At 54.5% G+C, this 2,881-nt stretch carries 4 protein-coding genes; all 4 read left to right on the forward strand.

The annotated features are described in order from the left end of the window. On the forward strand, positions 1 to 649 hold a 649-nt coding region (locus AC2FNC_RS20550), incomplete at its 5' end, for an ABC transporter substrate-binding protein (protein WP_496716532.1). 91 nt (positions 650 to 740) lie between these two features. Further along, positions 741 to 1,667: a carbohydrate ABC transporter permease gene (locus AC2FNC_RS20555; RefSeq protein WP_480477110.1), complete on the forward strand. Its 927-nt coding sequence runs from the start codon at positions 741 to 743 to the stop codon at positions 1,665 to 1,667. Position 1,668: 1 nt separating this feature from the next. Beyond that, positions 1,669 to 2,517 (forward strand): carbohydrate ABC transporter permease, encoded by an 849-nt coding sequence (locus AC2FNC_RS20560; RefSeq protein WP_480477108.1) that lies wholly within the window; start codon positions 1,669 to 1,671, stop codon positions 2,515 to 2,517. Further along, the coding region (locus AC2FNC_RS20565; RefSeq protein ID WP_496716535.1) for a family 4 glycosyl hydrolase at positions 2,514 to 2,881 on the forward strand (368 nt) is incomplete at its 3' end. The genes AC2FNC_RS20560 and AC2FNC_RS20565, both read left to right, overlap by 4 nt.

Below are 2,881 nucleotides of genomic sequence, written 5' to 3' on the forward strand. Positions count from 1 at the left end.
GTTCGACTTCCACAATCAACTGGCCAACGGCGAAATCAGCTGGGAAGATGACCGGGTCAAGCAGACCTTTGCAAACTGGAAGCAGTTGATCGACATGGGGGCTTTCATTGACAACCATCAGACCTATAGCTGGCAGGAGGCTTTGCCGTTCATGGTTAACGGAGAAGCCGCTGCGTATCTGATGGGAAATTTTGCAGTCGCGCCTTTGCGTGAAGCAGGGCTTACCGATGATCAGCTGGATTTCTACCAATTCGTTTCAATCAACCCTGATGTCGAATTGGCTGAAGACGCGCCGACCGATACGTTCCACATCCCGGCGAATGCATCGAACAAAGAAGCCGCACGAGAGTTCCTGCGCTTTGTTGTCTCGTCGGATGAACAGACCGAGATCAACAACGGATCGAACCTCGGTCAGTTGCCGGTGAACGCGCAATCCTCAGTAGACGATGACAAATTCCTGCAGCAGGGCTTTTCGATGCTCTCGACCAACAGCCCCGGCGGAGTGGCTCAGTTCTGGGACCGCGACGCACCGGCTGAAATGGCCAAAGTGTCAATGGAAGGTTTCCAGGAATTCATGGTTAAACCAGACAATGCTGACCGTATTCTGGCCAAGCTGGAACGCGCGCGAGAGCGTATCTACGACAACTAATCAGGCTTGGGCCGGGCTCGAGCCCGGCCTACCTCGCCACAGAATGTAAGGTGGTTTCAACCCGCCTTACCCAAACAAACCCAGGACACCCATGACCACTGCCGCCGACGCCCCTGATCAGGAGAACTGGTTCCACAGAAACCAACAACGCATCGCCCCGTGGCTATTCCTTGCTCCGGGCCTGCTGTTCTTCATGGTCTATGTGATCATTCCGGTCTTCCAGTCCTTCAACCTTTCACTGTACGAGTGGGATGGGTTGGGTGCCGCCGAATATGTCGGCATGCGCAATTATGAAGATTTGTATTGGGAATGGGTTGACCGGGACGCATTCTATATCTCGCTCAAGAACAACCTGATCTGGCTGATCCTGTATCTTCTGGCCATTCCGGCGGGCCTTTTCATTGCTTTGTTTCTGAACCAGACGGTCTGGGGTATCCGCCTTTACAAATCGCTGTTTTTCTTTCCATTTGTCATCTCTCAGGTTGTTGTTGGCCTTGTATTCACGTGGTTTTATGACCCGACATTTGGTCTTCTGAATGAGTTTCTCGGCTTTTTCGGAATGGGTCCATTGAACGTGCTGGGCGACGAGCGTTTGGTCACCTACGGCATCATCGTCGCAGGCCTTTGGCCACAAACCGCCTATTGCATGATCCTCTACCTCACCGGTCTGAATGCCGTCGACCCCGAACAGATCGAAGCCGGACGCCTGGACGGTGCCAAAGGCTTGAGAATGCTGTGGCACATCATTCTGCCACAGTTGCGCCCGGCCACTTTCATTGCATTCGTCGTGACAATCATCGGGGCGCTGCGCAGTTTCGACCTGATTTCGATCATGACACAGGGCGGGCCATTCGGATCTTCCCGAGTGTTGGCCTATTACATGTTCGAGGTCGCACTATCTGAGTACGGTTTCCGCATGGGGTATGGCGCGGCTATCGCTGTGGTGCTGTTCCTGATCATGCTCGGCTTCATCGCCTATTTCCTCTGGTCGATGTATCGCGAAGAACGGGGGCACTGAGATGTTTCCCAAACCCATCGAAAAACAATCTCGCGCCGCGCAGATCACCTATCAGGCGATGCTGCCACTTGCCTTGTTGCTGTGGCTGGGCCCCCTACTCGCGGTGGCTCTGTTTTCGGTCAAACCAGCGGCGGATTTCACCAACGCCAACTATTGGGGCCTGCCATCCAGTTTCGAGGGCGCGGTCAACTACGGGCTGGTATTCTTCAACTCTGACATGCCGCGATACTTGCTGAACTCTTTCATGATCACCATTCCTACGGTGATCGGTGCCGTTGCCCTCAGTTCCATGACCGGCTTTGCTTTGGGCATCTACAAATTCAAATCGAACCTGTGGATCTTCTTCATGTTCGTTGCCGGCAACTTCGTGCCATTCCAGATCCTGATGGTGCCTGTGCGCGACCTGACACTTGATATGGGCCTCTACAACACAAAAACCGGCCTCGTCTTGTTCCACATCGCCTTCCAGACCGGCTTTTGCACATTGTTCATGCGCAACTTTATCCGGGCCCTGCCCTTTGAATTAATCGAGGCCGCGCGGGTCGAGGGTATCAGCGAATGGCGCATCTTCTGGTATGTGGTCTTGCCGTTGATGAAACCCGCAATTGCCGCACTCAGCGTGCTGATCTTCACTTTCATCTGGAACGACTATTTCTGGGCGGTCGTCCTGACTCAGGGCGCGGAAAGCCAGCCTGTCACAGCAGGCATAACCAGTTTCAACGCCCAGTTCCGCGCCGCCTACCAACTGATGAGCGCGGGCTCGATCGTAGCAGCGCTGCCGCCGGTTGCCATGTTCTTCCTGATGCAAAAGCACTTTATCGCGGGCCTGACCCTCGGAGCTGTAAAATGACAAAGATAACTTTCATCGGAGCAGGTTCGACAATTTTCATGAAGAACATTGTGGGGGATGCTCTGCTGACCCCCGCTTTGGCGGACAGTCACTTTGCGCTGATGGATATCGACCCCGTACGCCTGACAGAAAGCGAAGCTGTAGCCCGCGCCATGATCCGTTCGGTCCGGTCAAACGCGACAATATCCACACATACAGACCGACGCGCCGCACTCGATGGTGCCGATTTCGTTATTACCGCCTTTCAGATTGGCGGGTACCAGCCCTGTACCGTCACAGATTTTGAAATCCCCAAGCAATACGGGCTGCGCCAGACCATCGCGGATACGCTGGGCGTCGGCGGCATCATGCGGGGGTTACGCAC

This window comes from Ruegeria sp. BHSA123, from assembly GCF_059613425.1.

Bases quoted from the DNA above. Each gene is read 5' to 3' on its own strand.
- AC2FNC_RS20555 (WP_480477110.1), top strand. From the start codon at position 741: ATGACCACTGCCGCCGACGCCCCTGATCAGGAGAACTGGTTCCACAGA.
- AC2FNC_RS20560 (WP_480477108.1), top strand. From the start codon at position 1,669: ATGTTTCCCAAACCCATCGAAAAACAATCTCGCGCCGCGCAGATCACC.